At 60.2% G+C, this 26,874-nt stretch carries 27 protein-coding genes and 1 pseudogene; 11 read left to right on the plus strand and 17 right to left on the minus strand.

The genetic code is table 11. The features are described from left to right. Positions 1-27 precede the first annotated feature (27 nt). The 6 genes from BM225_RS04320 to BM225_RS04345 form a co-directional block, all read right to left on the minus strand. Positions 28-1,026: a molybdopterin-binding protein gene (locus BM225_RS04320; protein WP_072707137.1), complete on the minus strand. Its 999-nt coding sequence runs from the start codon at positions 1,024-1,026 to the stop codon at positions 28-30. Continuing rightward, the gene (locus BM225_RS04325; protein ID WP_072707138.1) at positions 1,026-1,994 is read right to left on the minus strand and encodes an XdhC family protein; all 969 of its coding nucleotides are present in this window, start codon (positions 1,992-1,994) and stop codon (positions 1,026-1,028) included. The genes BM225_RS04320 and BM225_RS04325 overlap by 1 nt, the downstream gene beginning before the upstream one ends. A 76-nt stretch (positions 1,995-2,070) precedes the next feature. After that, positions 2,071-2,874: a glycosyl transferase gene (locus tag BM225_RS04330; protein WP_083595710.1), complete on the minus strand. Its 804-nt coding sequence runs from the start codon at positions 2,872-2,874 to the stop codon at positions 2,071-2,073. Between the two features lie 59 nt (positions 2,875-2,933). Beyond that, positions 2,934-3,287: a DUF4112 domain-containing protein gene (locus tag BM225_RS04335; protein WP_072707140.1), complete on the minus strand. Its 354-nt coding sequence runs from the start codon at positions 3,285-3,287 to the stop codon at positions 2,934-2,936. Beyond that, entirely contained in the window at positions 3,284-3,463 is a 180-nt protein-coding gene (locus BM225_RS04340; protein ID WP_072707141.1) for a YqaE/Pmp3 family membrane protein, read from the minus strand. Before BM225_RS04340 ends, BM225_RS04335 begins: the two co-directional genes overlap by 4 nt. Before the next feature lie 75 nt (positions 3,464-3,538). Beyond that, positions 3,539-4,699, minus strand: coding sequence for a M20 aminoacylase family protein (locus BM225_RS04345; RefSeq protein WP_072707142.1), 1,161 nt, complete (start codon positions 4,697-4,699; stop codon positions 3,539-3,541). 273 nt (positions 4,700-4,972) lie between these two features. Between BM225_RS04345 and BM225_RS04350 the strand changes: the two genes are divergently transcribed. Then, the gene (locus BM225_RS04350; protein ID WP_072707143.1) at positions 4,973-6,058 is read left to right on the plus strand and encodes a YeeE/YedE family protein; all 1,086 of its coding nucleotides are present in this window, start codon (positions 4,973-4,975) and stop codon (positions 6,056-6,058) included. On the opposite strand, the gene BM225_RS04355 is transcribed toward BM225_RS04350, so the two are convergent. The 5 genes from BM225_RS04355 to BM225_RS04375 all read right to left on the minus strand — a co-directional run bounded on the left by BM225_RS04355 (position 5,994) and on the right by BM225_RS04375 (position 11,580). Next, positions 5,994-7,277 (minus strand): DUF3422 family protein, encoded by a 1,284-nt coding sequence (locus BM225_RS04355; protein WP_072707144.1) that lies wholly within the window; start codon positions 7,275-7,277, stop codon positions 5,994-5,996. The genes BM225_RS04350 and BM225_RS04355 overlap by 65 nt on opposite strands. A gap of 136 nt (positions 7,278-7,413) precedes the next feature. Then, positions 7,414-7,668, minus strand: coding sequence for a hypothetical protein (locus BM225_RS04360; protein WP_072707145.1), 255 nt, complete (start codon positions 7,666-7,668; stop codon positions 7,414-7,416). A gap of 342 nt (positions 7,669-8,010) precedes the next feature. Then, the gene (locus tag BM225_RS04365; protein ID WP_072707146.1) at positions 8,011-9,429 is read right to left on the minus strand and encodes an NAD(P)(+) transhydrogenase (Re/Si-specific) subunit beta; all 1,419 of its coding nucleotides are present in this window, start codon (positions 9,427-9,429) and stop codon (positions 8,011-8,013) included. A 13-nt stretch (positions 9,430-9,442) separates the two neighbouring features. Next, entirely contained in the window at positions 9,443-11,017 is a 1,575-nt protein-coding gene (locus tag BM225_RS04370; RefSeq protein ID WP_072707147.1) for a Re/Si-specific NAD(P)(+) transhydrogenase subunit alpha, read from the minus strand. Positions 11,018-11,145: 128 nt separating this feature from the next. Beyond that, complete coding sequence (locus tag BM225_RS04375; RefSeq protein ID WP_072707281.1) at positions 11,146-11,580, minus strand: methyltransferase family protein; 435 nt, start codon at positions 11,578-11,580, stop codon at positions 11,146-11,148. 260 nt (positions 11,581-11,840) lie between these two features. Here BM225_RS04375 and kynU point away from each other — a divergent pair, with 260 nt between their 5' ends. Next, on the plus strand, positions 11,841-13,034 hold the full coding sequence (gene kynU / locus BM225_RS04380) for a kynureninase (RefSeq protein WP_072707148.1): 1,194 nt from the start codon (positions 11,841-11,843) through the stop codon (positions 13,032-13,034). A gap of 134 nt (positions 13,035-13,168) precedes the next feature. Beyond that, a complete protein-coding gene (locus BM225_RS04385) occupies positions 13,169-13,903 on the plus strand; it encodes a class I SAM-dependent methyltransferase (protein WP_245780409.1) in 735 nt (244 codons plus the stop codon). A 56-nt stretch (positions 13,904-13,959) separates the two neighbouring features. Here BM225_RS04385 and BM225_RS04390 read toward each other — a convergent pair whose 3' ends face one another. After that, entirely contained in the window at positions 13,960-14,733 is a 774-nt protein-coding gene (locus BM225_RS04390) for a gamma-glutamyl-gamma-aminobutyrate hydrolase family protein (protein ID WP_072707149.1), read from the minus strand. A gap of 125 nt (positions 14,734-14,858) precedes the next feature. Between BM225_RS04390 and BM225_RS22065 the strand changes: the two are divergent. Beyond that, positions 14,859-15,032, plus strand: a pseudogene (locus BM225_RS22065) (DUF1294 domain-containing protein); the annotation flags it as partial. 51 nt (positions 15,033-15,083) lie between these two features. Here BM225_RS22065 and BM225_RS22070 read toward each other — a convergent pair. From BM225_RS22070 to BM225_RS04410, 3 genes are read right to left on the minus strand one after another with little or no spacing between them, the layout of a single operon-like run. Then, entirely contained in the window at positions 15,084-15,254 is a 171-nt protein-coding gene (locus BM225_RS22070; RefSeq protein ID WP_072707151.1) for a DUF2256 domain-containing protein, read from the minus strand. Positions 15,255-15,256: 2 nt separating this feature from the next. Continuing rightward, positions 15,257-16,741 carry an FAD-binding domain-containing protein gene (locus BM225_RS04405; protein ID WP_338060986.1) on the minus strand — a complete coding sequence of 495 codons (1,485 nt, stop codon included), beginning with the start codon at positions 16,739-16,741 and terminating at the stop codon, positions 15,257-15,259. Between the two features lie 11 nt (positions 16,742-16,752). Further along, positions 16,753-16,950, minus strand: coding sequence for a hypothetical protein (locus tag BM225_RS04410; RefSeq protein ID WP_072707153.1), 198 nt, complete (start codon positions 16,948-16,950; stop codon positions 16,753-16,755). A 105-nt stretch (positions 16,951-17,055) separates the two neighbouring features. Between BM225_RS04410 and pepN the strand changes: the two genes are divergently transcribed. The 3 genes from pepN to gatB all read left to right on the plus strand — a co-directional run bounded on the left by pepN (position 17,056) and on the right by gatB (position 22,236). Then, the gene (gene pepN / locus BM225_RS04415; protein ID WP_092463876.1) at positions 17,056-19,608 is read left to right on the plus strand and encodes an aminopeptidase N; all 2,553 of its coding nucleotides are present in this window, start codon (positions 17,056-17,058) and stop codon (positions 19,606-19,608) included. A 130-nt stretch (positions 19,609-19,738) separates the two neighbouring features. Then, complete coding sequence (locus tag BM225_RS04420) at positions 19,739-20,608, plus strand: 1-acyl-sn-glycerol-3-phosphate acyltransferase (RefSeq protein ID WP_072707285.1); 870 nt, start codon at positions 19,739-19,741, stop codon at positions 20,606-20,608. Positions 20,609-20,724: 116 nt separating this feature from the next. Beyond that, the gene (gene gatB, locus BM225_RS04425; RefSeq protein ID WP_072707155.1) at positions 20,725-22,236 is read left to right on the plus strand and encodes an Asp-tRNA(Asn)/Glu-tRNA(Gln) amidotransferase subunit GatB; all 1,512 of its coding nucleotides are present in this window, start codon (positions 20,725-20,727) and stop codon (positions 22,234-22,236) included. Positions 22,237-22,334: 98 nt separating this feature from the next. Here the strand turns inward: gatB and BM225_RS04430 are convergent, their stop codons facing one another. Then, positions 22,335-23,267: a hypothetical protein gene (locus tag BM225_RS04430; protein WP_072707156.1), complete on the minus strand. Its 933-nt coding sequence runs from the start codon at positions 23,265-23,267 to the stop codon at positions 22,335-22,337. Positions 23,268-23,477: 210 nt separating this feature from the next. Here BM225_RS04430 and BM225_RS04435 point away from each other — a divergent pair, with 210 nt between their 5' ends. After that, on the plus strand, positions 23,478-24,032 hold the full coding sequence (locus tag BM225_RS04435; RefSeq protein WP_072707157.1) for a hypothetical protein: 555 nt from the start codon (positions 23,478-23,480) through the stop codon (positions 24,030-24,032). A gap of 3 nt (positions 24,033-24,035) precedes the next feature. Here the strand turns inward: BM225_RS04435 and BM225_RS04440 are convergent, their stop codons facing one another. Then, positions 24,036-24,314 (minus strand): BolA family protein, encoded by a 279-nt coding sequence (locus BM225_RS04440; RefSeq protein WP_072707158.1) that lies wholly within the window; start codon positions 24,312-24,314, stop codon positions 24,036-24,038. 77 nt (positions 24,315-24,391) lie between these two features. Here BM225_RS04440 and BM225_RS04445 point away from each other — a divergent pair, with 77 nt between their 5' ends. The 3 genes from BM225_RS04445 (at position 24,392) to BM225_RS04455 (ending at position 26,804) form a co-directional block, all read left to right on the plus strand. After that, entirely contained in the window at positions 24,392-25,018 is a 627-nt protein-coding gene (locus BM225_RS04445) for a DnaJ domain-containing protein (RefSeq protein ID WP_072707287.1), read from the plus strand. 227 nt (positions 25,019-25,245) lie between these two features. Further along, positions 25,246-26,229, plus strand: coding sequence for a cobaltochelatase subunit CobS (gene cobS, locus BM225_RS04450; protein WP_072707159.1), 984 nt, complete (start codon positions 25,246-25,248; stop codon positions 26,227-26,229). Between the two features lie 320 nt (positions 26,230-26,549). Then, entirely contained in the window at positions 26,550-26,804 is a 255-nt protein-coding gene (locus BM225_RS04455; protein ID WP_143095346.1) for a hypothetical protein, read from the plus strand. The last annotated feature ends 70 nt before the right edge of the window (positions 26,805-26,874 follow it).

Consider the following 26,874-nt stretch of genomic DNA (forward strand, 5'->3'; position numbering starts at 1 on the left):
TGGGTATTTTCACCAAGAAAGAGCTGATCAGGACGCCGCTTTCGGTAGCCGACGCGCGCGTGGCTGCGGGCGGGTGGGGATTTCCTTGAGCAAGCCGCCAACCCCCATAGACGCGATATCATCAGAGCTCACGGGGAGCCCGCAAGCAATGCGCGACAGAACCCAGTCCGCCCCGTTCAACGCAGGCGATCTGGCGCACCCCGGCAACCCGATGACGGGCGTGCCGTTCCGGTCCCCAACAAACAGCAGGTTTCCCGGATCAACAGGCATGCCAAAGCGGGTCACCGTTCCGCCCGCCGCGCGCAGGGCCGAGGGTGCCACGTCGTTTGGATCCGAGGTCGCAGAGCCCGTGAGCACAAGGATCAGGTCTGCTGTGCTGGCCGCAATACGCGATGACAGTGGCTCTGTTTTGTGCGGGCAGGTCTGGACTGCGCTCAAGGTCATTCCCAGTGCCTCAAGACGTCCGCGAATGGCATCTTCGCCTGCAGACCCGGGTCCGCCGGGCACCTCTGTGATAAACAGATCGGCAGTCCCGAGGGTCACTGGCGCAAAATCGATGGACTGCCGCGCGGCTTCGCAGGCGGCCTCCAAGTTGGCACCGTTGACCGCGTAGGAAATAATTTTGACCGTCGCGATCATTCCACCCTGCGCCATTTGTTGGAATTCTGGCACGGTGGCGCAAGAGATCATTGGATCGATCCCATTCAACTGCCGGATCGCCTGAGCGTTCAGGACAGCAACCCCCGGCCCCGGCGCAATCAGGTTGACGCGGCCGGTGAAGGCATCGGTCCGCAGGACATTCGGGCCTGCCATCGCTTTGGCCAAACGATCAGCCGCAACGTCTTCGGGGATGTCGCCGTGCTCGGGCTTGGCGACAATGATTTGCTCCTGTCCTTCGCTGCGCAGGGTTTCGATGTGCTCTTCTGTCAGCACCAAACCTTTGCGCAGGCGCCCCGAGGCCGTACCAACCGAATGCGCGAGGATTGCACCAACTGCGAGCTTTAGCGGGACTAGTCCGAATTGCATCAACCAAGCCTCAGGGACGCGATGACCTGCGCCAGAATAGAAACTGCGATTTCCGCAGGACCAGAGGCGCCGATATCCATGCCAACCGGCGCGTCAATCCGAGCGATGTTTGCAGCAGAGACGCCCGCCTCGGTCAATCGCTCAACCCGCTTGGCGTGAGTCCGCTTGGATCCCAAGGCCCCGATGTAGAACGCCGGACTGTCAAAACCGCGCATGAGCGCCGGATCGTCCAGTTTCGGGTCGTGGGTCAACAGGACCAAGGCCGTGCGGGCGTGGATGCCAATCAGCTCGATCCCCTCATCCGGCCATTCAGTGACAATACGGGTGTCGGGAAACCGTGCGGCATTCGCAAAGCTTTCGCGGGGGTCGAGAATGATTGGGTCGAACCCAGCGATCCGCGCCATCGGCACCAGCGCTTGGGCGATATGGACACCGCCCACGATCACCATCTGCAAGGGCGGATTGTGGACGGCGACAAAAGTGCGCCCGTCCTCTTCGACGCCAGAGCGGTCCATTCGGAAACGGTCCGCATAGCCATCGGTGCTCAGGCGCGGCCCGCCCTCTTCGAGATCCGCCACCAAGGCAACCTGCGTGCGCGCAGCACGGCGCTCGACGAGCTCTGCCAACACTTCTTCGGGCAAAGCCGACCCAACGGGCTGCACCAAAACGCGAATTGTTCCGCCACAGGCAAGGCCCACCGCGAACGCATCACCATCGCTGATACCATATTCCAACAGACGCGGCTTGCCGTCCTCTAGGGCTTCCATCGCCTCGACGACCACCGCCCCCTCGACGCAGCCCCCAGAGACCGAGCCTGCCATCTCGCCATCGCCCGAAATCGCCAGCATGCTGCCGACGCGGCGGGGCGCACTGCCCCACGTCTCGACCACAGTGGCCAGCGCAGCGCCGCGGCCCGCGCGATGCCACGTCAATGCGCGCTCGGGGATGTCTTCGAAACGGTCTGTCATAGGGGTCCTCCTGCGGGGATCGTGGCACCATCCCGCAGCAGAACGCAAGGGCACCAAAGGTGCAGTTATGCAGAGGTCACGCCCACCTGTCGCCCAAGTCGGCACGGGCGCGGTCGACCCAATGGTCCTGCAGCCACGCACAGGGACGCGAGTATCGGATCAAAGAGCCTTTGTACCCAGCAATCGCTTCGGGCATTTTGGGGCGTCCATGGAAACACACGACCCGCGCGTTTTCGGGCAGGATCGGATCGCGCAAATAGTTCACGGGCGGCAGACCAAGGCAGTCGTATTTGTAGCTGACCACCAGATCATCGGGAATGTAGGCGAAATCACCCTTTTCCATCGCCTTGTGCGAAGTATAGCGCTGCTCTGATCCGCGCGCCTCTTCCACGACCTTGTAGGTGTCGGTGGCCAACTCGTCATAGAGGTAGCCGTGCACCGCGGGATCATAGCGGAAGACACTGCCGTGGCCTGTGGGACGGCCCTTGCGCTTTTCGGTCCAGTCATGGCGCATGGCAACCTTGCCCGGCGCCATCTCCCAGATCGGGGTTAGATCGCCTGTGATCACCACATCCAGATCGAAGCCCAAGATCGGCCCCTGCAGATCAGGGATCAGACCGGACCTGAACAAAGAGGTTTTGCGCATCGCGCCTTGACGGTTCGCCACAGCGAGCGCCGCGTCCATCTCGGCCTGATACGGCTCGGACGGCAGATCCAGAACTTCGATGTCGGGGTGAAAGCCTTCGGAATGTTCTGTCATACAGAAAAACCGCACGGGCACATCCAGGTTCCGGCGCACACCGGAATAGAGCCGGTTCACATATTCGGGGCCGAACAAGGTGCCCCATTTGATGCAGATAATGTTGGCCGGCTGCATGATCGCCCCGCTGATGGTCCGTGATGATCAGCGGCTTATCGTGGCGGGGCGCATTTGGCAAATCACGCGGGCTGAGACTCGAGATGATCGCGCAACAGGCGGGCGTTGCGGATGTTTGCTTTGAACCCGACGTCCAGCAGGTCGCCGACCAAGGGAAACAGGCCAATGAACCAGTCCAGAATCATGTTCCAGACCATCTTGGCCAGCAAACCGATAGGGGCGCCGGACCCATGGGCCAACCCCAGAATATAAAGCGACGGGATCAGCGCCACCGTATCCCCGACCCCAGGAACGAGACCCAGAATAGAGTCCCACCCGAACCGGATCGACGTGCCGGGCACGCGAAAGGCGCGGTCCATCAACCGCGCCATACGCTCGGCTCTCTCAAGCCGTCTTATTTGATTTTCGTCGATCATGCGTGGCGATGATCCGGACCGACAGTCGCGATGACGTAGACGGCGTGGACGATGCCGGGGATGTAGCCCAGCAGGGTCAGCAGGATGTTGATCCAGAAGGATTTACCGATACCCACCTGCAGAAAAACACCCAGCGGGGGCAGGAAGATTGCGACGATAATGCGAATGATATCCATGACTTCTTGTCCTTTCGGGGTTGCGTTCGTGTCTTGCAGATACAACCACGCAAGCCCCAAAAGGTTCCGAAAATCTTAGGCCCTCAGCGGCAGGCGCGCCTCGACCATGCCAACGAACCAGCTGCAACCCGCTGGGATAATCTCGTCGTTGAAGTCGTACTCGGGATGGTGCACCGGCGCGCTGTCGCCGTTCCCCACGAGGATATAGGCCCCCGGCCGCTCCTCTAGCATATAGGCGAAATCTTCGCCCCCCATGATCAGCGGGGCCTCGTCGCACTGGCCCGTCAGCGACCGCGCCACATCCGCCGCATAGACGGTGTTTTCGTCCGCGTTCACCATAACCGGATAGCCGTGGTAGATCTTCACCTCTGCCACCGCGCCCAAGGCCGCTGCCGACTGGGTTGCGACCGCCTTGATGCGCTCTTCAGTCTGATGACGCACATCCTTGTCCAAGGTGCGGAAAGTGCCCTTCATCGTGACCTTTTCGGGGATCACATTGAACGCCTTGGAGCTGCTCTCGATCGAGGTCACAGAGACCACAACCTGATGCACAGGGTCCACAGAGCGCGAGGCAATCGTCTGCATAGCCGTCACCACATGGGACGCGGTCACGATCGGATCGGTCGTCTCGTGGGGTTTCGCCGCATGGCCGCCGCGCCCGTGAATGATGATCTCGAACTGGTCCGTCGCGGCAAAGAAACCGCCCGGACGGATCGCGAACTTGCCCGCCGGAATGCCCGGCCAGTTGTGCATGCCGTAGACCTCTTCGATGCCAAAGCGGAACATCAGGCCGTCCTCGCACATCTCGCGGCCACCGCCACCGCCCTCTTCGGCGGGCTGGAAAATGACCACAGCTGTACCTGCGAAATTCCGCGTCTCGGCCAGATATTTCGCAGCCCCCAGCAGCATTGAGGTATGCCCGTCATGCCCGCAGGCGTGCATCTTGCCAGCGTTCTGGCTGGCATAGGGTTTGCCCGTCGCTTCTGTGATCGGCAGAGCATCCATGTCAGCGCGTAGGCCAATCGTCCGCCCCTCTTCGCGGCCCTTAATAATGCCCACAACGCCAGTACGGCCAATCCCCGTCACGACCTTGTCGCAGCCAAATTCCCGCAGCTTGTCGGCCACGGTGTCGGCGGTCCGGTGCACGTCGAACAGCAGCTCTGGATTGGCGTGGAAATCCCGCCGCCACGCGGTGATCTCTGGCAACATTTCGGCAAACCGATTCTTCAGCGGCATTACGCTCTCCGATTTAGTCTGGGGCAAAGCTACGCCCGCAGAGCGCGACTTCCAGTGTTCAGGGCAGAAAAGGACAGTCCCACTGCCCCGCCCCTGCTTCTGCCGACCACCATCACCCGAGCCGAAGGCCATCACAACGCTTGTCCTGCGCAACATGGCGCAATCGGAACAGTTTCCCACACGGACTCCTAGACCCCATAGTGTAAAGTCTTGCCAGACTGTTAATACCCAAGCATTTGAGAACAGAATTCCGAATTTCCGAAAGGGTGCGCGATGTTTGAACAACTGGGACTGGGGGACATCACCCCGCGCGAAGCCAGCGTCTGGCTGGCACTTGCAGTAGGCCTGCTCTTTGGCCTCTTGGCAGAGCCGACCCGTTTCTGCTTCCGCCGCGCCGTCGCTGGCCCCCGTACAGAGCGCCGCTCGGCAGGTGGTCTGTGGCTCTGGGCTCTGGGTTTTGCGATCCTTGGCACCCAAGGCGCCGTCATGGCAGGCCTGATCGATTTCGGCGGCCACCGCTACACGAATACCGCCCTGCCCATTCTGGCGCTCGTCTTTGGCGGTTTGGCCTTTGGCATCGGCATGGTCCTGACCCGCGGCTGCATTACCCGCCTGACGATCCTGAGCGCCACCGGCAACCTGCGTGCACTGGTCGTTATGGTCGTGTTTGCCATCGTCGCCCACGCCACACTCAAAGGCGTCTTGGCCCCCCTGCGTTTGGCGCTCGGCAGCGTCACAGTCGAGCCTGGCATCAGCACCCTATCCGACCTGCCCGGAGGCGCTCTGGTCTGGAGCCTGCTGATCGCTGTCCCCGCGCTGGCCTACGGGATCACGGCTCGCATCAAGCCCATAACCCTGATCGCTGGCGCAATCATCGGCCTGCTGATCCCCGCGGCTTGGGTTGGCACCGGCTACGTGCTGCTGGACGAGTTTGACCCGATTGCGCTCGAAAGCCTCGCCTTCACTGCGCCCATGGCCGACAGCCTGTTCTACGTGATCGCCAGCACGGCTGTCTCGCCAAGCTTTGGCGGCGGCGTGGTCGCGGGTGTTCTGGTCGGCGCGCTCGTCGCCAGCCTGATCGGTCGCCGCTTTGCATGGCAAAGCTTTGACAGCCCCACACAGATGGGCCGTTACCTGACCGGTGGCGCACTAATGGGCGCTGGCGGTGTTCTGGCGGGCGGCTGCACCATCGGCGCAGGTCTGTCGGGCGTGCCCACCTTGGGACTGGCCGCGATTATCGCGATCCTGTCCATCGCAGCAGGCGGCGCGATTGCTGCCCGCTTCGTGGACCGGACTAGTGCACTTGGTTCCGGATACGCCGGATCATCAGATACACAATCACTACAACCGGCAGAGTGACCAAAGCCGTCAGCTCGGTCTTTTCCAGATGGACCAGCTTGCCCACGGGGGCGAGCAGATAAGTCGCCAAGCTGACCGCATAATAGCTGATCGCCACGACCGACAGGCCCTCGACAGTCTCTTGCAGACGCAGTTGCAGGTCGGCGCGGCGATCCATGCTTTCGAGCAGCGCTTGGTTCTGGGCCGAACGGTCCACATCCACACGGGTCTGCAGCAGTTGCGCAGCGCGGATCGCGCGATCCGACATGGTGGCCAAGCGCCGTTCCGTCGACTTCACCGTCCGCATTGCCGGGTCGTACCGCCGCATCATGAATTCGGCAAAGGTCTGACGGCCCCACACCCGCGCCTCGCGCAGCACCTCGATCCTTTGGTTAACAATCGCCTCATAGGCCCCTGTTGCCCCGAACCGGAACGCGGCCTGCGTTTGCAGGCTCTCTAGCTCGGCAGAGATCGTCAGTAGCGAATGCAGGGTCTCTTCGGGTTTGTCATGGGTCGCGCTGCTCATGTCCGACATCAAACGGGTCAGACGCGCGTCCACCTCTCCCAGCTGATCAGACATCGCGCGCACCCGCGCCAGCCCCAGCATCGACATACTCTTATAGGTTTCGATCTCGCACAGGCGCTGCAAGATGCGCCCGATCCGGCGCTCCCCCGTGTGCTCGGCGGGGAAGATCACGAACCGCATATGCCCCGCAGGATCGATTCGGAAATCGCCCGCGATGGTCGCTGCGTTGTCCAAAACGGTACTGATCGCCATACTTTCTGCCACGAACCAGTCGTCGCACTTGCGCTGCATCTCCTCGGGCGATCCCTCGGGTTCGATTCGCACCATCGCAGAGGTCACGCGCACACCCGGCGCATCGTTCAGCCAGCCTTCGGGAAACACCTCGAAATCGGCGGGGTCAAAGGGACGCTCCCCCAGCCCTTCGAGAAAGACCGTAAAGGTCATGAACTCGGTGTGCTGTTCCCATTTCAGGATGTGTTTGCCAATCTGCCCCGACCAATGGGTCGCACCCGGTTGCGGATGGGGGGCCCCATAGCGGTCAAGCAGCGCCAGCAGATGATCCCGATCCTGCGACTTGTCGCGACTGGCCGCATCCTTTTGCTTTTTGACCGCCAAGAAAACCGCACGGCACGGCGCCGCCAACATTGGAAACGGGCGGGCATGCAATTCGTTCGCTAAGGCGTAACGCAGCGGGTGATCGGAAATGGTAGTCATCAGCGAACCTTTTATCTTTCTATGCAAGCTACCGATTTCCGGCCGCCTTACAAGAAAATAGTTCGCATTTTCAGTGGGTTATATGTGCGCGACTGTATACCGAAGCGTAAATGACAGCCCGCACACCCCTAAGTGTTTATTTATGCGCGAAAAACGGGTCGCGTCCGCCAGGGTGCGACCGATTGCTGCGCACACGGACTTCGGCCAGAACGGCGTTCGGCGCGATCCGCGCCAGTGTCTGGATGTCGGGCGCGCGGGGCATAATCAGCTCGCGGGTTTCACCGCCATTCTCCGCCAACACAATCACGTATTCCTGCTGCAGGTCAGGCACAACAGGCGCAGCAGCGCGGCGCTCTTCGATGCGGTTCAACAGTGCATAAGATACGGACATATCGAGTTCCTACTTCCAATCCTCAGTGGCCCAAAAACGGGGGCGGAACTCGCAATTGCACGGTCTGCGGCGACCCTTTAACGATGTCATCTTCGTCGGACATGCACGGTAGTTTGTCCTACCATTCTTCATAACGCCTGTCCGGCTGCCTGTTTTAGACTATTGGATGTATCCACTTCTGCAATTACACAACCTTGCAATCCTTGCTTTGCGCGTGTCTCAGACTGAGACTTTTCCCTTTTTTGATTGAGATCAAAGACCTTACTGCCCAATCCTTAGGCGCGAAAAAGGCCGCTCCCGTCTCCGGAAGCGGCCCAAATTTACTAACCAATCGGTTAGTAATTACTTCAGCATCGGCAGCAGGCTGTCGATCGACGCCTTCGCATCGCCGTAGAACATACGGGTGTTCTCTTTGTAGAAGAGCGGGTTTTCGATGCCCGAGTAGCCGGTACCCTGGCCACGCTTCGAGACGAACACCTGCTTGGCCTTCCAGCATTCCAGAACCGGCATGCCGGCGATGGGGCTGTTGGGATCTTCTTGTGCGGCAGGGTTCACGATGTCGTTCGAGCCGATCACGATGACAACATCGGTCTCGGGGAAGTCGTCGTTGATCTCTTCCATCTCCAGAACGATGTCGTAGGGCACTTTGGCCTCTGCGAGCAGAACGTTCATGTGACCGGGCAGACGACCTGCAACGGGGTGGATCGCGAAACGCACCTCTTTGCCAGCCGCACGCAGCTTGCGAGTCATTTCCGAAACCGACTGCTGCGCCTGAGCCACCGCCATGCCGTAGCCGGGGATGATGATGACGCTGTCTGCTTCGTTCAGAGCGGTGGCAACACCGTCTGCATCGATTGCGATCTGCTCGCCCTCGACTTCCATCGCGGGACCAGAGGTGCCGCCAAAGCCACCAAGGATCACGCTGATGAACGAACGGTTCATCGCCTTACACATGATGTACGACAGGATCGCACCGGACGAACCGACCAGCGCACCCACAACGATCAGAAGGTCGTTGCCAAGGCTGAAGCCGATCGCAGCCGCGGCCCAACCCGAGTACGAGTTCAGCATCGAAACCACAACGGGCATGTCCGCGCCGCCAATACCCATGATCAGGTGGTAGCCGATGAACAGCGCCAGCAGGGTCATGATGAACAGCGGGAAGAAGCCACCGGTGCCAAAGTACCAGAACAGGCAGAGCAGCGAGATGACCGCAGCGCTTGCGTTCAGGATGTGGCCACCGGGCAGCTTGGTTGCCGCCGACGATACTTTGCCCGCCAGCTTGCCGTATGCGATCACCGAACCGGTAAAGGTCACAGCACCGATAAAGATGCCAAGGAACAGCTCAACACGCAGGATGTTCAGCTCGACCGGCGACTTGTGCGCGATCAGATCGGCAAAGGCACCAGACACGTCACCACCCGCAACAGCGTTCATAGTGATGTGCGCGTTAAAACCGACGAACACAGCCGCCAGACCCACCAGCGAGTGCATCGCAGCAACCAGCTGGGGCATCTCGGTCATCTGAACGCGCTTGGCGACCACAAAGCCGATGGCGCCGCCCGCCGCGATCAGGATCAGCGACAGCAGCCACAGACCCGAACCGGGGCCAACCAGCGTTGCGAAAACCGCCAGTGCCATGCCGACGATACCGTACCACACAGCGCGCTTTGCGCTTTCCTGACCGGACAGACCGCCCAGCGACAGGATAAACAGGATGGCCGCGACGACGTATGCCGCCGTAGTGAAACCAAAGTCCATAATCGTCTACTCCTTACGATTTCTGGAACATGGCGAGCATGCGCCGTGTCACGAGGAAGCCGCCAAAGATGTTGATGCCAGCCATAAAGACCGACAGCGCGGCAAGGAGGATCACCAAGAACGAGCCCGAACCGATTTGCATCAGCGCGCCCAGAATGATGATCGACGAGATCGCGTTGGTCACAGCCATCAGCGGAGTGTGCAGCGAGTGGCTGACATTCCAGATGACCTGGAAACCGATAAAGACCGACAGAACGAACACGATGAAGTGCTGCATGAAGCTTGCGGGCGCAACCAGACCAACCGCCAGCAGCAGCAGGCCGCCTACGGCCAGCAGCGTCACTTGGGTCTTGGTCTCTTTCTTAAAGGCCGCGACTTCGGCTGCACGCTTTTCTTCGGGCGTCAGTTCCGGCGCTTTTTCCTTGGGCTTCTGGGCCGCGATGGCCTTCACCTTGGGCGGCGGCGGCGGGAAGGTGATCTCGCCCTCGTGAGTCACGGTCGCACCGCGGATCACGTCGTCTTCCATGTTGTGGTTCGGCTGACCGTCCTTTTCAGGGGTCAGGTCGGTCATCATGTGACGGATGTTGGTCGAGTACAGGGTCGACGCCTGTGTCGCCATACGGCTGGGGAAGTCGGTGTAGCCGATGATGACAACGCCATTGTCGGAAACAACGCGCTGGTCCTTTTCGGTCAGCTCGCAGTTGCCGCCCTTTTCGGCTGCAAGGTCAACAACGACCGAGCCAGGCTTCATCATTTCGACCATGTCCTTGGTCCACAGGACAGGTGCATCACGGCCCGGAATCAGAGCGGTGGTGATGACGATGTCCATCTCGGGCGCAAGTTCACGGAACTTTTTCAGCTGGGCTTCACGGAACTCGGGGCTCGAAGGGGCCGCGTAGCCGCCGGTGGCCGCGCCGTCCTGGGTCTCTTCTGCGAAATCCAGATAGACGAATTCGGCACCCATGGATTCGATCTGCTCGGCCACTTCGGGGCGCACGTCGAACGCGTAGGTCATCGCACCCAGGCTGGTCGAGGTCCCGATCGCGGCCAGACCGGCCACACCGGCGCCAACGATCAGCACTTTGGCGGGGGGCACTTTACCCGCCGCAGTCACCTGACCGGTGAAGAAGCGGCCAAAGTTGTTACCCGCTTCGATAACCGCGCGGTAACCGGCGATGTTTGCCATCGACGACAGGGCGTCCATCTTCTGAGCGCGGCTGATGCGGGGCACCATGTCCATCGCGATGACGCTTGCGCCTTTGGATTTGCACAGCTCCAGCATCTCTGCGTTCTGGGCAGGCCAGAAGAAGCTGATCAGCGTTTTGTCAGCGCTCAGACGTTTGGCTTCGGTTTCGTTGGGTTCACGAACCTTGGCAATGATGTCCGCGGCTTTGAACAGCTGCGCCGCGGTGGGCAGAATTTCGACACCCGCCGCTTCGTACGCTGCATCGGAGAAGCCAGCGGCCTCACCAGCGCCGGTTTCGATGGCACACTCGTACCCCAGCTTTTGCAGCTGAAGTGCTGAGTCCGGAGTCATCGCAACGCGACGCTCCCCCTCGAACACTTCTTTTGGTGTTCCGATTTTCACAGGTATAGTCCCCCTTCACTTAACGTAAACCACCTCTGGAAGAGGTTATTACGGATAGATTTCGTGTAACTTGCGCAAGATTATTTCACAAGCACGCAATTTTCATGATCATTATGATTGAAACTTCGTCAGATCCATCTGCGGGTTTTAAGACAATATCGCGCGTATTCCGCCCTGAACTTTCGCCTTAGACGATCCTCCTCGGGAATGACAAAGCGACGTTCAATCACCCAGACAAAGACTGGCAAGAGGGTTAGCGCTAGCACTGCGTCAAACCGCAGAATAAACCCTGCCAAAATCAACATATCCCCCACGTAGATGGGATTTCGAGAGCGGCTAAAGATGCCGGAAGTGACCAGATGATCCGCCTCTTGGTGGGGAATCACTGTCGTCCGTTTGCTGCGCATCTCATAGATCGCCAGAGCCAGCAGGATCAGGCCCCCGCCGATCAACACGCCCGCCACCAGCCGCGCCCATTGCCCGCCAAAGGTCAACCACATCGGCTCGACAACACCGATGGCATAGGCCGCCACGATGGCCGCCAACAGCCACACAGGTGGCATATCGATCCATTGAACCGGACTGCGCAAACTGACCTCCCTCTCCTAGCAACGCTCGCGCAGTCTTGCCGCATGGCAGCATGGGTGCAAGTCAGACCATCGGATCGTGGCACAAGGTCGCAATTCCGTGACTGTAATGCATCTTTTTTCGCAGATTGTTGCGGTCAGCGCCTATGCCCAGAGGGGCACATGCCGCCGCGTCCCCTCTTGCGGGCCCTTTGTCCTCGGGTCACGATCCACCCCCAGACGCCAAAGGAGCTTTCATGACCGATTTCACCGCCACCCGCGCGCTCTTTGATCTGCCCGAAGGGCTTGTTTATCTGGACGGAAACTCTCTTGGCCCCCTCCCCCGCGCCACCGCAGACCGTGTCGCCCGCACGGTGACCGAAGAATGGGGCCAGATGCTGATCGGCGGATGGAACAAGGCCGGATGGATGGCGCAACCGGCAGCCCTTGGCGACCGGATCGGACGTCTGATCGGTGCCCCCGCAGGCCACGTGGTGGTCGGCGACACATTGTCGATCAAAGTCTTCCAAGCCCTCGCCGCCGCCCTGCAAATGCGCCCAGATCGGAAAGTCGTGCTTTCCGACAGCGGAAACTTCCCTTCGGACCTTTATATGGCCGAAGGGCTGCTTGGCGCACTGGGCCCCGATTACGAGTTGCGAGTCGTCGCCCCCGAGGACGTCGCCGCGCACATCACCGACGAGATCGCCGTCCTGATGCTGACCGAGGTCGACTACCGCACAGGCCGCATGCACGACATGGCCGCTCTGACCGCCCAAGCCCACACAGTTGGCGCTTTGACCGTCTGGGATCTGGCCCACTCTGCCGGAGCGGTCCCCGTGGATCTGATCGGCGCTCATGCGGATTTCGCCGTGGGATGCACCTATAAATACCTGAACGCCGGCCCCGGCGCGCCCGCCTTTATCTACGTCGCCCCCCAGCACGCAGAGATGGCCCGCCCGATCCTGTCGGGTTGGCTCGGCCACGCTGCCCCTTTTGCGTTTGAACAGGCCTACCGCGCGGGCGAAGGCATTGCCCGTATGCGTTGCGGCACGCCGCCGGTGATCCAGCTGTCCGCCTTGGGCGCCGCGCTCGACATTTGGGATACCGTCGATATGAGTGCCCTGCGCGCCGCGTCGATAGACCTCTCCGAAGCCTTTATCGCAGGGGTCGAAGCCGCCTGCCCCGACCTGACCCTCGCCTCGCCGCGCGACCCCGCCCAGCGCGGCAGCCAAGTGTCTTTCCGCTTTGACGAAGGCTACGCCGCCATGCAGGCCTTGATCGCCCGAGGTGTGGTCGGCGACTTCCGCGCGCCGGACATCATGCGCTTTGGCTTCACCCCGCTCTATATCGGGATGGAAGATGTCACCCGTGCGGTCGAAATTATCGCAGATGTCATGCAGAACCGCCTCTGGGACCGCCCCGAATACAAAGCGCGCGCGGCGGTGACATAACACTTAAGGCACCGCCAGATGGATAGAATTCGACCATAATATCGCAAAGCGATTGATTGCAGCCCCATGCCACTGCCACTGTAAAAGTTAACAAAGGGTTAATTTGAGCAGACCAAGTACAGGGGCACCATCAGATGAGCGGCACGACGTATCCAGACAGCAAACCCCTGCCTGCCTCGGCCCGCGTTGGGATCGGGCAGGTCAACCTGACCGACCTTGCCGACAGATATGGCTCTGACAAAGGCAGCACCAAGCATCGGTATAGCGAACTCTACCAAATGCTCTTTTTGCCCCTAAGGGACAAATCGCTGCGGTTTCTCGAGATGGGCTTGCAGATCGGCGGTCCAGAGATGGGCGAATCTGCGGATCGCAAAACGACCGATGTCCCTTCAATCCGGATGTGGTTGGAATATTTCCCCCGAGCCGAAATTTACGGGCTGGATGTCTCTGACTTCAGCTGGTTCGAAGCCCCGCGTTTCCAGTTCATCCGCTGCGACATGGATGACCGCGCCAAAATCGCAGAGGCCAAGGACGCCCTGCCCGAACTGGATGTCATACTGGACGACGCATCCCATGCCTCGCACCATCAGCAGAATGCCTTTCTGGAGTTATTCCCGAAACTGACCTCCGGAGGTCTGTATATTATCGAGGATTTGCGCTGGCAGCCGCGGCCCTATGAAAAACCCGGGATCACCAAGACCGCAGCCTTGTTTTCGGAATATGCAAAAACAGGTGTCTTTACCCATTCCGATCCCGAGATTTCAGCGGAATTTGCCAAGCATCGCCAAGATATCTCTGGCGTTTTCATGTTTCAGGTCAGGTACGACAAGAAGCGCCGTGATCAGGTTGCGGTGATCCACAAACGCTGAGACTGCGGCGCGCGCAGAGCCGCAGAGAATTTGAGGAAAAAAGAAGCCCAGAGTGCTTAGGCCGTCAGCTTTTGCGGTCTGCGGTGGGCGTGCCACGCGGCCAAAGCCTCGCCGAACGCTTGGAAGAGCGGGCGTGAGACCGGATCGTTTGCGGCGTTCCATTCGGGGTGCCATTGGACGGACATTGTGAAGCCCGGTGCGTCCTTGACATAGATGGCTTCGGGCGTGCCGTCGGGGGCGTAGCCGTCGATCACGATGCGCTGGCCTGCGTCCTTGATCCCTTGGCCATGCAAGGTGTTCGTCATCACCTTTTGCGCGCCCATCATGCGGTGAAACGGGCCATTCTCGGTAAAGCTGACCTCGTGGCGCAGGGCGAACTTTTCTTCGATCGTGCCATCGGGAGGCATCCGGTGGTTATCCCGCCCGGGCAGATCGCGGATTTCGGGATAAAGCGATCCACCCATGGCCACGTTCACCTCTTGGAAACCACGGCAAATTCCCAGAATGGGCTGACCGCGTTCCACGCAGGCCCGCACCAAAGGCAAAGTGATCGCGTCGCGGGCGCGGTCGGGCGTGCCATGGGCTTCGGTCCAGGTTTCCCCGTATTCTTCGGGGTGGACGTTCGGCCGCCCGCCGGTCAATAGAAAGCCGTCGCACGCCTCCATCAGATCGCAGACGGACACGTAGCGCGGATCGGCAGGCACGATCAGCGGGATCGCGCGACACACATCGGCGACGGCCTCTGAATTCATGGTGCCTCCGGCGTGGACCGGATAGCTGGTGTCCAGCAGGGCGTGGTTTCCAATGATGCCGACAACGGGCCGGGGCATAGTGTTCCTCCGATTGGGTCAAAAGAAAGATAGGCTTTTCGGCGCCGCTAAGAAAGTGCGCAAGTAAAGGGTGGGCTGTGCAGGGATTTTCCGGACTTTTAGACGTGGCGCCGCAAACTTGGGCAGTGATCGCCTATTTGGCCCTGAACGGCCTGACGTTCCTGCTGTTCGGCTGGGACAAGCTGCGCGCCATTCTGAAAAAGCGCCGCACACCGGAATTTCGCCTGCTTTTTCTGGCCTTTATCGGCGGCAGTGTTGGGGCCAAAGCGGGTCAGAAAGTGTTCACCCACAAGACGACGAAACAACCCTTTGCCCGCCGCTTGAACCGCATCTGCGCGTTCCATCTGGTGCTACTGGCGCTCTGGGGGCTGGCCAGCTTTGGGGCGTTCGGCCCTGCACCGATCAGAGCAATAGCGGACCTCGTCCCAGACCTTCGCCCATTTCTTACGCCATGAGAACGGGCGCCCACAGGTGACGCAGGTTTTTGACGGCAGATCGGATTTGCGGCGCATCTTGGCCATGATCACAGGTCCAATGACATCTGTCGGGAATCGCCGCCGCGTTTGCGCGGGCTGCGGTCGTTGACGAACCGGCGGGCGCTGTCCTGACGGCTGGCGTGCCGTTCAATCACGCGGGCGGCTGCGGGGGCGTGCCCCGCATCGCGCCGGATCGCCCAGATGCGGTCGCGGGCCGCGCGCGCAGCGGCAGGCACGTCCACCACAGGCGCGGGATAGGCCAGCTTGGCCGCGCCCTCCCACTTCCAAGGCTCTTGAAGCAGGGCATCGGGTACAGCAGCCAATTCCGGCAGCCACCGTCGGGTAAACGTGCCCGTGGGGTCCTGATCATGCCCCTGTTTGATCGGGTTATATATGCGCGGCGTGTTGATCCCCGTGGTGCCCGACTGCATCTGGACCTGAGACCAGTGGATCCCCGGCTCGTAATCGGTGAACTGCCGCGCCAGATGGGCCCCCGTGTGCCGCCAATCGAGCCAAAGGTGATAGCTCGCCACCGCCATCACCATCGATCGCATGCGGAAATTGAGCCACCCCGTCGCGGCCAGCGACCGCATACAAGCGTCCAGAAACGGCAGCCCCGTCTCGCCCCGCTCCCATGCGCGGCGGAGAGTCGGGTCGTCCTCTCGCAAACCTTGGTAAGCTGGGTGCATGGCGCGGTATTCAATCGCGGGCTCATCCTCAAGCTTCTGCATGAAGTGGTCCCGCCACGCGAGCCGCGACTCAAACGCCCTCAGGGACCCTTTCCACCCGCCAACAGCGGTCCGCTTGCGCGCGGCGCCCGCTGCCTCCGCCTCTCGGGCAGACAGTGTCCCCCACGCCAGATGCGGCGAGATCCGCGAACAGGCGACGGCCCCTTGCAAGGGCGTCGACATCTGCCGCTGGTAATGCTCGCCGCGCAGGGTCAGGAAACTGTCCAGCAAGGCCAGCCCTTCATACCGCCCGCCCTTCTGCCGATCGGGGCAAGGATCGACGAGCCCCAGATCAGGCATCGGATCGGACGCTGCCGCAATCCCGCGCAGACCCACGGGCGCAGGCAGAACATCCTGCCTCATGAACCGGTCCCGCAGACCCGCCCAGCCATTGCGAGAGGTCAGCCGCCGCACAACGCCGGTCTGGGGCAATTCCGTGAACTGAACACCCGTCCCCCGCGCCCAAGCGCCGACCCGCAGATCGCGGGCATAGGTCCAACCATTGCCGATCTCTTCGTGGGCGACGACCTCTGTGATCTTGTGCCGGACGCGCAAATCCTCCAGCACATCCACCGCGTCCCCCACACGGACACAAAGAGCCACACCCAGCCTTTTCAAGGCCACATGCAGCTCTCTCAAACTCTCTAAAACAAATGCCCATTGGCGACCGGACGCATCACTCTGCGCCCAGAGCTCCGGCTCAACGATATACAGAGCCAAGACGTCGCCCCGCGCCGCCGCATAGGTCAGCGCAGGGTGGTCAACAACCCGTAAATCCCTTTTGAACCAGACGATTGCGGCCAACAGGCCCCCCGTTATTCTTCGACGCCAACAGCAGAGGGGGCAGTGTCAGACGGCGCGCCATCTTCGGCGACTTTCTCGTTCGCGCCAACAGAAACCATGACGATCACCAACAGAAGCGCGACGCCGAAAACACCGGCGGCACCGATGCCCCACAAAGAGGGTTTATGTTGCTTCTTCTGGCGGTCAAGGTTGGTGTCCGGTGCAGACATGAGAAAATTCTCCTTTGTTCCGAGTTGGTGGTTCCATTCCACAAAACAACACATAGAGTCGGGGTCAGGTTCCACACTCGAACCCAAAAGACTTTAGGAGACGCGATGAAAGACGCTGCCCCCCAGACATTCTATTTGTCCGACTACACGCCCCCCGCGTTCCTGATCGACGAGGTCAGCCTGACCTTCCGACTGGCGCCCGAGGCAACCCGCGTTATCAGCCGCATCCACTTTGTGCCCAACCCCGACACCACCGATCGCAGCTTCTTTTTGCATGGCGAACAGCTGAAATTGATCAGCGCCAAGATTGATGGGCACGACGCCAATCCGACCCTGACCGCCCAAGGCCTAACCGCCGAGGTGCCGGACCACGAATTCACGTGGGAAGCCGAAGTCGAGATCAGCCCCGCCACCAACACCGCGCTCGAGGGGCTCTATATGTCGAACGGCATGTACTGCACCCAGTGCGAGGCCGAGGGCTTTCGCAAGATCACCTACTACCCCGACCGCCCCGACGTGATGGCCCCCTTCCACGTCCGGATCGAGGGCGACCTGCCTGTCCTCTTGTCCAACGGCAACCCCGTGGATCAGGGCGAGGGCTGGGCCGAATGGTCCGACCCGTGGCCCAAACCCGCCTATCTGTTCGCGCTGGTCGCGGGCGATCTGCGCGCCACCAGCGGCACCTTTACCACCCGCTCCGGCAACGAGGTGGCCCTGAACCTGTGGGTCCGTCCGGGCGACGAGGGCAAAACCGAATTCGGCCTGCAAGCGCTGAAGGATTCGATGAAATGGGACGAGGATGTTTACGGACGTGAATACGACCTCGACCTCTTTAACATCGTGGCCGTGGACGATTTCAACATGGGCGCGATGGAGAACAAGGGGCTGAACATCTTCAACTCCTCTGCCGTTCTGGCCTCTCCCGAAACCTCGACCGACGCCAATTTCGAACGGATCGAGGGCATCATCGCCCACGAATACTTCCACAACTGGACCGGCAACCGCATCACCTGCCGCGACTGGTTCCAACTCTGTCTGAAAGAGGGGCTGACCGTCTTCCGAGACCAGCAGTTCACCTCGGACATGCGCAGTGAACCGGTGAAACGGATCAGCGACGTGCTGATGCTGCGCGCCCGCCAGTTCCGAGAGGACGCAGGCCCGCTGGCTCACAACGTGCGCCCCGAATCCTATCAGGAAATCAACAACTTCTACACCGCGACCGTCTACGATAAGGGCTCCGAAGTCATCGGGATGCTCTTCCGTCTGGTGGGCGAAACCGACTACTACCGCGCGCTCGACATGTACTTCCAGCGCCACGACGGGCAGGCCTGCACCATCGAAGACTGGATCGCCGTGTTCGAGGATGCCACCGGCCGCGACCTGACCCAATTCAAGCGCTGGTACACGCAGGCGGGCACCCCCCACCTGACCGTGACCGAGGAATGGGTGAACGGCAAATACAACCTGCACTTCAAGCAAGAGACCAAGCCAACCCCCGGCCAGCCCGACAAACTGCCGCTGGTCATCCCCATCGCGGTCGGCCTCTTGGCCCATGACGGCTCCGAAATCGTGCCGACGACGCTGCTGGAAATGACCGAGGCCGCGCAGACCTTCAGCTTTGACGGCCTGACCGAACGCCCCATCCCCTCGATCCTGCGGGAATTCAGCGCGCCCGTGGTCTTGCACCGCGACACCAACAATCAGGAACGCGCCTTCCTCTTGGCGCACGACACCGATCCCTTCAACAAGTGGGAGGCGGGCCGCGCGCTGGCCAAGGACGTGCTGGTGCGCATGATCACCAAAGGGACCAAGCCCGACACAGGCTTCCTTGACGCGCTGCGCCAAATGGCCCTCGACGACACCCAAGACCCCGCGTTCCGCGCCCTGGCCATGGCCCTGCCGTCCCAAGACGATATCGCGCAGACCCTGTTTTCCAGCGGCGTGACCCCCGATCCCATGGCGATCTACGCGGCCGTCAAAACCCTGTCCCGCGCCATCGCAGAGCATATGAAGGACGACCTTCCCGCCCTGCTAGAAGCGAACACGGTCACCGAATCCTACCTGCCCAATGCCGAGCAATCGGGCAAACGCGCGCTGGCCAACACCGCCCTGTCCCTGCTGACCAAGCTCGACAGCGGCGCAGCCGCACAGGCCCAATACGACGCTGCCGACAACATGACCCAGCAGCTGTCGGCCCTGTCCTGCCTGATCCGCGCAGGGGCTGGCGCCGACGCGCTCGCCAAGTTCGAACAGCAGTGGCACGGCGACCGTCTGGTCATGGACAAATGGTTCGGCCTTCAGGTCATGCTGGCAGAGCCAGAGGACGCCGCACAGGTCGCCCAGACCCTGACCGAACGCGCCGACTTCGACATGAAGAACCCCAACCGCTTCCGCGCGGTCTTTGGCGCACTGGCCGGAAACCCCGCCGGATTCCACCATCCCTCGGGCGATGGCTACCGGACCATGGCCGACTGGCTGATCAAACTGGACACGGTAAATCCCCAGACCACCGCCCGCATGTGCAGCGCGTTCGACACGTGGAAACGCTATGACGCCGACCGTCAGGCCATGATTCGCGACCAGCTGGAACGCATCGCGGCAAAACCCGACCTGTCCCGCGACGTAACAGAGATGGTTGAACGTATTATGGCGGCATAACCTCGCCCACGGCGGGCAAATCGCGGCACAGCGCTTTGCCCGTCACACCATTTTTACTAGCCTAGGAAACAATCGCCCTACTTCGCGGTTGTCACATTACCTTCAAGAATTTCTGGTGTCTGACTCGGACATGAAAGATCGCATTGACCCTCTGATTTCGGAACGCGCCCCTTGGCTGTTCGCAGACCGCCCCGGCACCCGTGTGGCGCGGGGCCTTCTGAATTCCATGCTCAGCTATGACCGCACCATCCGCATCGGCGAGCATGTCCAGAACATGCCCGCCCCGCAGATTATGGAGCATATGGCCGGCCTCTTGGCCCGCGACGTCGAAGCATCCGGCCTGCACAATATCCCCGCCTCTGGCCCTGCCCTGATCGTGGCGAACCACCCCACGGGGATCGCAGACGGGATCATCCTGCAGCACGTGATCCAGAACGTTCGTGAAGATGCGTATTTCTACGCCAACTCGGACATCCTGCGCATCCTGCCCCAGTTCGACGCGATGATCGCTCCCGTCGAATGGCGCAAGGACAAACGCAGCCACGGCAAAACCCGCGAAACGATGGCCTACACGCGCAAGGCCGTGGACGCAGGCCGCCTTGGGGTGATCTTCCCCTCGGGCCGTCTGGCAAAGCGTCGCAAACTGAAATTGCACGAACGCCCGTGGATGGCCTCGGCCGCGATGATCGCGCGCAAGTTCGATCTGCCCGTCATTCCGGTGAACATCCGCGCCCGCAACTCGGCGCTGTTCTACCTGTTCGACTTCATCCACCCGACCTTGCGGGACATCACCCTGTTCCACGAGACATTGAACAAGCACCGCCAGCCCTTCCGCATCACCGTGGGCGAACCGATCTCGGCCCGCGCCCTGCCCGTCAAATCCGAAGAGGGCATCGAAATGCTGCGCGAGGCGACGCTGGCTTTGGGCGGCCGCTATGCCCCCACCGTGGACCTCTGGCAGAACACCCGCCGCCCGAAATGGGTGAAACAGCTGGGCTAACACGGGCCACAAACCACAGCGCCCGTTGATCCCCCCGCACGCATGGGCTAATCCCTCTGGCAACAGCAGGCGCACCCGCGCCTCCCATTGGATTCCGCTAGCCAAACGAGGCCCCCATGCTTGATCTGACCTTCGAGCCCCCGAAACCCAAAGTCATCGCCGGTGCCAAATACGATTGGGAACTGGTCATCGGTCTTGAGGTGCACGCGCAGGTCAGCTCGAACGCGAAACTGTTCTCGGGCGCATCGACCAAATTCGGCAACGAGCCCAACAGCAACGTGGCCTTCGTGGACGCGGCCATGCCCGGCATGTTGCCCGTGATCAACGAATACTGCGTGGCGCAGGCCGTGCGCACCGGTCTGGGCATCAATGCCGAGATCAACAAGTGGTCGGCCTTTGACCGCAAGAACTACTTCTACCCCGACCTGCCGCAGGGCTACCAGATCAGCCAGCTCTACCACCCCATCGTGGGCGAGGGCGAAATCATCGTGGACATGGGCCCCGGCGTCGCGCGCAAAGTCCGCATTGAACGCATCCACTTGGAACAGGACGCGGGCAAGTCGATCCACGACATGGACCCCAACATGTCCTTCGTGGACCTGAACCGCACCGGCGTCGCGCTGATGGAAATCGTCAGCCGCCCCGACATCCGTGGCCCCGAAGAGGCCGCAGCCTACGTCGGCAAACTGCGCCAGATCCTGCGTTATCTGGGCACCTGTGACGGCAACATGCAGAACGGCAACCTGCGCTGCGACGTGAACGTGTCGATCTGCCGTCAGGGCGCCTACGAGAAGTTCATCGAAACCGGCGATTTCGGCCACCTCGGCACCCGCTGCGAGATCAAGAACATGAACTCCATGCGCTTTATCCAGCAGGCCATCGAGTACGAGGCACGCCGGCAGATCCAGATCGTCGAGGGCGGTGGCAAAGTCGATCAGGAAACCCGCCTCTACGATCCGGACAAGGGCGAAACCCGCTCCATGCGTTCCAAGGAAGAGGCGCACGATTACCGCTACTTCCCCTGCCCCGACCTGCTGCCGCTGGAAATCGATGACAGCTTCATCGACGACATCCGCGACTCGCTGCCCGAACTGCCCGACCAGAAGAAAGCCCGCTTTGTCACCGAACTGGGCCTGTCGGAGTACGACGCCTCCGTTCTGACCGCCGAGGTCGAGGCCGCCGACTACTTCGAAGCCGTGGCCGCAGGCCGCGACGGCAAGCTGTCCGCGAACTGGGTCATCAACGAACTCTTTGGCCGCCTGAAAAAGGACGACAAGGACATCACCGACAGCCCCGTCTCGCCCGAGCAACTGGGCAAGATCGTCGGCCTGATCTCCTCGGACGCCATCTCGGGCAAGATCGCCAAGGATCTGTTTGAAATCGTCTACACCGAAGGCGGCGACCCCGAAGCCATCGTCGAAGAGCGCGGCATGAAGCAGGTCACCGACACCGGCGCCATCGAGGCCGCCGTGATCGAAGTGATCGAGGCCAACCCCGCGCAGGTCGAAAAGGCCAAAGCCAACCCCAAACTGGCGGGCTGGTTCGTGGGTCAGGTCATGAAAGCCACCGGCGGCAAGGCCAACCCCAAGGCCGTCAACGAGCTGGTCATGGCCAAACTGGGCCTCTGATTTCAGGCGACATCTGGAAATGCGAAAGGCGCTCCGATCGGGGCGCCTTTTTATTCTCTCCCATCGAGGGTGCGAGCATTCTCGATCAATCGAATACGCTACCCTATTTCAGGAAAAAGAGCCTTTTGCGCAATGGAACCTACTCGATGATACACGGCTTCCCCAGAATTCAAAAAGGAGACGACAAATCTAACATTCAACTCCTTGTCAGTAGAGGCTTGATTATCGCAAATAAGGACACCACGCAAATCCAAGCATGACTTCGCCCTCCCAGACAGAAACGCTACATTGAACTTCTCAGAGCTTTGAACTGATCGATAGCAATACGCATCCTGCTCCGGATGGCAGAAGAAAGTTTGCGCAATATTTCTTGTAATTGAATATATTTGCTCTTGCCCCTTAGGCACATCTCGACCGAACTCTTCTTCTAAAAAGAGATAGAACATTTCGGTCAATTTATCTTTTGGCAATCGCGATGCCCTGTAGCCCCCTATCGTAGCAACGTTGATTGGTCTGGTGCTGCGGTAAACCATCAATGCCACCTGCTTTGTTTCCTCAGCACGAGCTTCCTGTATCGCGAGAATTGGATCATTCGGGCAGCAATACAAGAGACTCTCACCGATTGAATTTAACCTACCCTGGTAACACACACGATCCCTAGGTGGCTCCCAAGCATCGTGAACTGTCTTGATGGTAGAATATGGAATTTGGGTTTCGTTATCGCCAATAGGTCTCGCGCGCATGAAGTGTTGGCCGACTGGGTATACACCAGTTTTCGTCGGAAACGAGTAAACGTCACCAAAAATTCCTGTAACTGCATCCAAGCATTCTTTGTCACTGATTCCAGCTCGAACTTTCTTTCTGAACTCATAAATTCGAAGCAGAATCTCCTGCTCACTCAGATTTGAAGAAAACATCTCGAGTTCCAATCCAAAGACAAAAGCGGACCACTCAACTCGATATGACTCAATATAGAAGTGAGATTCAATATTCTTGTTTTCTACCACACCCAACGTACATACGTCAGCCATACGTAAACCATACGCAAAACAGCCCTGACCCAAGGGTCCAACACGGGCCCCAGAGTGCTGCTCTGCACAGCATCTGTAACAAGGAATGAACAGACCGCTCCTGAGTCGGCAGCAACCTGCCGCAAAGTTGTGTGAAGGCGTTCGCGAACCCTTGGCGGGTGCAGCATGAGCAGATATACAGCGGCCTCGGTTCACAAGAGGACAGTTTCCATGGCCCAGTACGAATTCCGCGTGATTCCCGCGCCGACCAAAGGTCCCAAGGTCCCCGGCCTCAAGACCAACGAGGCGCGTTACGCCCATGCGGTCGAGGAACTGATGAACGATCTAGCGCAGGATGGCTGGATGTATCACCGCGCCGACACCCTGCCCATGGAGGTCCGCGAGGGCCTGCGCGGCACCAAGACCGTGTTCCAGAGCCTCTTGGTTTTCCGCCGCGAGATTCCGTCCGAAGACGTTGAAATCGTAGCAGAACCCGAAGTCACAACCATCACGCCCCAGCCCCTTGGCGCGACCATGAAGGCCGATCCCGAGCCTGCGCCCGAACCCAAGGAAGAGAAGCCTCTGAAGGCCGAGCGTGCGAAAACGACGATCACCAATGTGCGCGTCTCGCCCAAGCTGAGCAACGCCAAGGTGACCGTCCAAGAAGGCCAGAAAATCCGCGAATTCGAACCCGACGAGCCGACCTTGGACAAAGAGGACGCCCCGAATGACGTCCTCTTGTCTCGTGCCCAGCGGCTCTTTGCATCACCCAAGAAAAAGGACTAAGCGTCAGCGCCCGTCGCTCAGGTTCAGCGCCAGCGCGTGGATGCGACCCATCAGGTCCTTGCCAATCGCTGCATGCACCGCACGGTGACGGGCCACACGCCCCATCCCCGCAAACTCCAAACTCACCAGAGTCACAATAAAATGGCTCTCCCCACCTTCCTGATAGCCGCCGTGGCCGCGATGGCTCTCGCTATCGTCCACAATTTCAATCACTTGCGGTTTAAACGCCGCTTCCAACCTTGACCGCATCTCGGCCGCAACAGGCCCATCCGTATTAGACATTTTTTTCGTCTACCCCCTTCAATCCGGCGTCAGTCGGTTTAAACTCTCTCGTCCGAGTCGAAAAGGGAATGCCCATGATCAAACGCGACGACCCCTTTGGTTTCGATATGTCCGTCTCTTCTGCCAAGAAGAAAAACCCGCGCGGTCGCCGCGGGATGTCCGGTGCATCCGAGACATCTACCCGCAACTGCGAACACCCCGGCTGCGAAGAGGCCGGAAAGTACCGTGCGCCCCGAGCGCCCGATGTGCTGGATGAATACCTGTGGTTTTGTAAAGACCACGTGCGCGAGTATAACCAGAAATGGTCATTCTTTGATGGCACCACAGAGGCAGAGCTGAACGCGCAGCGCAGCAAGGACCGAGTCTGGGAACGCAAGACCAAGCCGATGTCCGACCCCGAGCAGCGGGCCTGGGCCCGCCTTGGCATTGAGGACCCCCACCAGGTTCTGGGCCAAAACGCGACCCGCAATCCCGGCAAGTCGGCCAACGGCCACACGCGCAAACTGCCCCCGACCGAACGCAAAGCGATCGAGATCCTCGAAGCCAAGGACCACTGGACCAAGGCCGAGATCCGCAAAGCTTACAAGGCACTCATCAAGGTCCTGCACCCTGACATGAACGGCGGTGACCGCTCGGACGAGGAAAAGCTGCAAGAGGTCGTCTGGGCTTGGGACCAAATCAAGGACAGCCGGAACTTCCGCTAATTGTGAACAGGCCGCCTCTTTCAGGCGGCCTTTTTGCTGCTCCACTGCCCTTTCTGCTTTGCGAAAATACTCACGGCACCACGTCGGCCGTGCTCACCAACCCAGCACATAAGCGGCCCACCACCAATCTGCGTCTAAGAAACTTCGCAGATTGCTCTTTCCCTTGTAGCCCCGCGCATTATGGTGCACCACGCAAGTGAAGGTTTGAAAGCAAGAAGGTGACAGCGATGGGCGACCGCAAAGAAGCTGTGGTGAAACCGACCGAACAGATTTCCGTACGTGATGTTTTTGGCATTGATACGGACATGATCGTCCACGGCTTTGCCGAGGAAAACGACCGCATCCCAGAGCTCGACCCCACCTATAAGTTCGATCCCGACACCACTCTGGCGATCCTTGCAGGTTTTGAAAAGAACCGCCGCGTGATGGTGCAGGGCTACCACGGGACCGGCAAATCGACCCACATTGAGCAGGTCGCAGCCCGCCTGAACTGGCCCACCGTGCGCGTCAACCTTGACAGTCACATCAGCCGGATCGACCTGATCGGCAAAGACGCGATCAAGCTGAAAGACGGCAAGCAGGTCACCGAATTCCACGAGGGCATTCTGCCTTGGGCGCTGCGCAACAACGTCGCGATCGTGTTCGACGAATATGACGCGGGCCGCGCAGACGTGATGTTCGTGATCCAGCGTGTTCTGGAAACCGACGGCAAGCTCACGCTGCTGGACCAGAATGAAATCATCAAGCCGCACCCCTATTTCCGCCTGTTCGCGACTGCGAACACTGTGGGTCTGGGGGACACCACCGGCCTGTATCACGGCACCCAGCAGATCAACCAGGCGCAGATGGACCGCTGGTCGCTTGTCGCGACCCTGAACTATCTGTCGATCGACGCCGAGACCAACATCGTTCTGTCCAAAAACCCGCACTACAACACCGAGGCAGGCCGCAAGACCATCAAGCAGATGGTCACCGTTGCCGACCTGACACGCAAAGCATTCATGTCCGGCGACTTGTCCACTGTGATGAGCCCCCGTACCGTGATCGCATGGGCCCAGAACGCAGAAATCTTCCGCAATGTGGGCTATGCGTTCCGCCTGACATTCCTGAACAAGTGCGACGAACTGGAACGCCAGACCGTTGCCGAGTTCTACCAGCGCCTCTTCAACGAAGAACTGCCCGAAAGCGCAGCAAGCGTCGCTCTGGCCTAAGGCCAAAATACGGAATTGAGAGGGTCGCTCGGCAACGGGCGGCCCTTTTTTCTTGGCTGCGCCGCGGCATAGAGGTCAGGAAAACCAGAGGGCATCCCCATTTGGATAGGTTTTCCGACGATTGGCTTATTTGACCTTTTGGACAAGCGTCATACGCTTGTTACATGAAACACAGAGCCCTATGCCGGATCGGTGCTGCGGCCCTCTTGTGTGTATTAGGGACAGCACCCTCCGCCCTTCCTTTTTGGGCCCATCAACGGGTCCAGTTATTCGCGACCTGTGCGGGTCGTTACGAAGCCATGTCATTGGATCATCGCGAGATGGACCGAGGCAAACGCAGCGCCATGCGCAATCAGGTCGAAGGGTTCCAATCCCTTGTCGATGCTCTTCTGCCGGACGCACTGGCCGAGGAGATGCCGGAAAACATGCCCGTGAAGTGGAAGGCGACCGGCTGGTCCGAAATCGCGCATCTACTGACAGAGGTGCAATACTCTGTCGATCCCGGCCGAGTGCGGCGGGCGTCCGACATGCTCGGGAAGCGGATCGAAGAATGCGAAGGTCTGCTTTTGTCCTAAGGATTTAGGCAGGTGCTATGGTCAAGCCGCCCTTGTGGGTCTAGGTTGCGGAGGATGAACGACGTCCTCC

The organism is Donghicola eburneus, assembly GCF_900115865.1.
Lineage (GTDB): Bacteria > Pseudomonadota > Alphaproteobacteria > Rhodobacterales > Rhodobacteraceae > Donghicola > Donghicola eburneus.

Excerpts from the sequence above, each read along its gene's own strand:
- BM225_RS04350 (WP_072707143.1), top strand. The coding sequence starts at position 4,973 with ATGTTTGAACAACTGGGACTGGGGGACATCACCCCGCGCGAAGCCAGC.
- BM225_RS04355 (WP_072707144.1), bottom strand. The coding sequence starts at position 7,277 with ATGACTACCATTTCCGATCACCCGCTGCGTTACGCCTTAGCGAACGAA.
- BM225_RS04455 (WP_143095346.1), top strand. The coding sequence starts at position 26,550 with ATGGACCGAGGCAAACGCAGCGCCATGCGCAATCAGGTCGAAGGGTTC.
- BM225_RS04320 (WP_072707137.1), bottom strand. The coding sequence starts at position 1,026 with ATGCAATTCGGACTAGTCCCGCTAAAGCTCGCAGTTGGTGCAATCCTC.
- BM225_RS04365 (WP_072707146.1), bottom strand. The coding sequence starts at position 9,429 with ATGGACTTTGGTTTCACTACGGCGGCATACGTCGTCGCGGCCATCCTG.
- BM225_RS04340 (WP_072707141.1), bottom strand. The coding sequence starts at position 3,463 with ATGGATATCATTCGCATTATCGTCGCAATCTTCCTGCCCCCGCTGGGT.
- BM225_RS04325 (WP_072707138.1), bottom strand. The coding sequence starts at position 1,994 with ATGACAGACCGTTTCGAAGACATCCCCGAGCGCGCATTGACGTGGCAT.
- BM225_RS04435 (WP_072707157.1), top strand. The coding sequence starts at position 23,478 with ATGGCCCAGTACGAATTCCGCGTGATTCCCGCGCCGACCAAAGGTCCC.
- gatB (WP_072707155.1), top strand. The coding sequence starts at position 20,725 with ATGCTTGATCTGACCTTCGAGCCCCCGAAACCCAAAGTCATCGCCGGT.
- cobS (WP_072707159.1), top strand. The coding sequence starts at position 25,246 with ATGGGCGACCGCAAAGAAGCTGTGGTGAAACCGACCGAACAGATTTCC.
- BM225_RS04360 (WP_072707145.1), bottom strand. The coding sequence starts at position 7,668 with ATGTCCGTATCTTATGCACTGTTGAACCGCATCGAAGAGCGCCGCGCT.
- BM225_RS22070 (WP_072707151.1), bottom strand. The coding sequence starts at position 15,254 with ATGGCCAAGATGCGCCGCAAATCCGATCTGCCGTCAAAAACCTGCGTC.
- BM225_RS04410 (WP_072707153.1), bottom strand. The coding sequence starts at position 16,950 with ATGTCTGCACCGGACACCAACCTTGACCGCCAGAAGAAGCAACATAAA.
- BM225_RS04440 (WP_072707158.1), bottom strand. The coding sequence starts at position 24,314 with ATGTCTAATACGGATGGGCCTGTTGCGGCCGAGATGCGGTCAAGGTTG.
- BM225_RS04385 (WP_245780409.1), top strand. The coding sequence starts at position 13,169 with ATGAGCGGCACGACGTATCCAGACAGCAAACCCCTGCCTGCCTCGGCC.
- BM225_RS04390 (WP_072707149.1), bottom strand. The coding sequence starts at position 14,733 with ATGCCCCGGCCCGTTGTCGGCATCATTGGAAACCACGCCCTGCTGGAC.
- kynU (WP_072707148.1), top strand. The coding sequence starts at position 11,841 with ATGACCGATTTCACCGCCACCCGCGCGCTCTTTGATCTGCCCGAAGGG.
- BM225_RS04375 (WP_072707281.1), bottom strand. The coding sequence starts at position 11,580 with ATGCCACCTGTGTGGCTGTTGGCGGCCATCGTGGCGGCCTATGCCATC.
- BM225_RS04420 (WP_072707285.1), top strand. The coding sequence starts at position 19,739 with ATGAAAGATCGCATTGACCCTCTGATTTCGGAACGCGCCCCTTGGCTG.
- BM225_RS04335 (WP_072707140.1), bottom strand. The coding sequence starts at position 3,287 with ATGATCGACGAAAATCAAATAAGACGGCTTGAGAGAGCCGAGCGTATG.
- pepN (WP_092463876.1), top strand. The coding sequence starts at position 17,056 with ATGAAAGACGCTGCCCCCCAGACATTCTATTTGTCCGACTACACGCCC.
- BM225_RS04345 (WP_072707142.1), bottom strand. The coding sequence starts at position 4,699 with ATGCCGCTGAAGAATCGGTTTGCCGAAATGTTGCCAGAGATCACCGCG.
- BM225_RS04430 (WP_072707156.1), bottom strand. The coding sequence starts at position 23,267 with ATGGCTGACGTATGTACGTTGGGTGTGGTAGAAAACAAGAATATTGAA.